Genomic DNA, 2,203 nt, shown 5'->3' on the forward strand with positions numbered 1-2,203 from the left:
GGCACCATGACCGGAACCACGATCGAGGCCGAGCTCGTGGTTCTCGCCGCTGCCGTCCACAGCACGCTGGAGCAGTTCGATCAGGCGCGCGACACAGCCCTTGCGGCGCTGCGCGTCATCGCGCCCGATGCCTGGTTCATGGAGGGCGCGACCGCCAATGTCATTGGCTACAATCTTTATGCGCTGGGCGACCTCGAAGGTGCGCGCGCCGCGATCGATGCGGCGCGACGGGCGCATGAGCGAAGCGGCAGCCTGCTCGGCGTCACCATCGCCAATTGCTACATGGCCGTCGTCGAGCGTTCGGCGGGCCGCCTGCCCGCCGCCGAGCGGCTGCTGCGCAACGCCATCATCGAGGCCAGGGCGCGGATCGGCGCAAATTCCTATGCCGAGGCCCTGGCCGGAACGCTGCTTGCCGAACTCGCCTACGAGACCAATGCGTCGGGCGAGGCGCTGACCCTGGTCGAGAATCTCGGACCGCAGATCGAGGGCGCGGCGGTCATCGTCTATCCCTTGGCCAGCGTGCCGACCTATGCCCGCGTGCTGCAGCTGACCGGCCGCACCGAAGCGGCACTGGACATGCTGGAGCGTGTTTATCAACGCGTGCGCGGCACGGTGTATCGCCGCCTGGCATCGATGATCATGCATGACCGCATACGTGTGCTGCTCGACCAGAACCGTATTGCCGAGGCCCGGGCGCTGCTGAGCGAACACCGCGGCGAAGAGACCGAGGCGTCGATGGTCATCACCACCGCCAACGAGTTCGAGTTCTTTGCCGAGGGCCGCCTGCTGACGGCCGAGAAATCCTATGCCGATGCCGCGCGGGTTTTCGATGCGCTTCTGGAGCGCACCAGAACCAGCGGGCGCATGCGCCGCCATATATTGGCGCTGATCCTGCGCGCCAAGGCGGCCAGCGCCGCCCATGACCAACGCGAGGCCGACCGCCATCTGCTCGATGCGTTGCGCCTCGCACAACCCTCCGGCTTCATCCGTTCCTTCGTCGACGAGGGAAGGCCGGTCGTCGAAGGGTTGATGCGGCTGCGTGCGGCTCAGGCAAAGACCGATCCCGCGCTGTCAGCCTATGCGACGCGCATCATCGACGCCGCGCAGACGATGCCCGTGGCGACGCGCAAGCTGGCCGCACCAGCCGCTGAGAAGGAACAGCTCACCCAGCGCGAGGCCGAGCTGCTGCGCTATCTCGCCGAGGGCATGTCCAATCGCGATATCGCCTTTGCGCTGTCGGTGAGCGAAACCACGGTGAAATGGCATCTAAAGAACATTTTCGGCAAGCTGGCGGTGACCAACCGGGTCCAGGCGGTGCGCGCCGCGCAAGGGTCCGCAGGCACCCATACCCCTCCGAAAGGAGGGGCATAGATAACAGGCGCCACCCCTCTTTCGGGTCGGGCCACATGATCGTTAGCCTGCTAGCGTCACCCGGTTTTCAGAGGACGCTACGGATGGCGACAGGCTACGTTTTTCACGAACAGCTGATGTGGCATGACACCGGCTCCAGCGCCGACATGATGCCTCCCGGCCGTTTCGTGGAACCTGGCCGGCATCTGGAATCCCCCGGCTCGAAGCGCCGGCTCAACAACCTCATCCAGGTCAGCGGCCTGTCGCGCCACCTGGTGCCGATCATCCCCGAGCCGGTCTCGGTCGAGGACCTGCTGCGCGTGCACACGCAACGCCATGTCGACGATATCCGTATGCTCAGTGAGCGCGGCTCCGGTTTCGCCGGGCCGCAGGCGCCGATCGGTCTCAACAGTTTCGACATCGCGCTGCTGTCGGCCGGCACCACCTATGCCGCCATGCGCGCCGTGCTGACCGGCCGCGTCGACAACGCCTATGCGCTGGCGCGACCGCCGGGACACCATGCCGAACCCGACCAGGCGATGGGCAACTGCCTGTTCTCCAACATCGGCGTCTCCGTGCGCCGGCTGCAGCATGAAGGCCTGCTTGGGCGGGCCGCCGTAGTCGACTGGGATGTGCATCACGGCAATGGCACCGAGACGGTGTTTTATTCCGACCCGTCGGTGCTGACCATTTCCGTGCATCAGGACAATCTCTATCCGACCGGGCGCGGCGCGCTGGCCGACAACGGCAAAGGCGACGGCGAAGGCTACAACATCAACATCCCGCTGCCGGCCGGCAGCGGGATGTTGATGTTGTAGCCTTCGCCGTCGCCTTTGCCGTTGTCGGCCAGCGC

The 2,203-nt window shown here is 66.0% G+C and carries 2 protein-coding genes; both read left to right on the forward strand.

Annotated features, from left to right (window positions below; all coding sequences use genetic code 11):
• Window positions 1-1,371 (forward strand): LuxR C-terminal-related transcriptional regulator (locus EN993_RS35000; RefSeq protein ID WP_245469062.1); only part of this gene is annotated, 1,371 nt, incomplete at its 5' end.
• Window positions 1,372-1,454: 83 nt separating this feature from the next.
• Window positions 1,455-2,168 (forward strand): hypothetical protein, encoded by a 714-nt coding sequence (locus EN993_RS35005; protein WP_245469063.1) that lies wholly within the window; start codon window positions 1,455-1,457, stop codon window positions 2,166-2,168.
• Window positions 2,169-2,203: the final 35 nt, after the last annotated feature.

The sequence above is a fragment of the Mesorhizobium sp. M7D.F.Ca.US.004.01.2.1 genome (assembly GCF_003997785.1).
GTDB lineage: Bacteria > Pseudomonadota > Alphaproteobacteria > Rhizobiales > Rhizobiaceae > Mesorhizobium > Mesorhizobium loti.

Bases quoted from the DNA above. Each gene is read 5' to 3' on its own strand.
- EN993_RS35005 (WP_245469063.1), top strand. From the start codon at position 1,455: ATGGCGACAGGCTACGTTTTTCACGAACAGCTGATGTGGCATGACACC.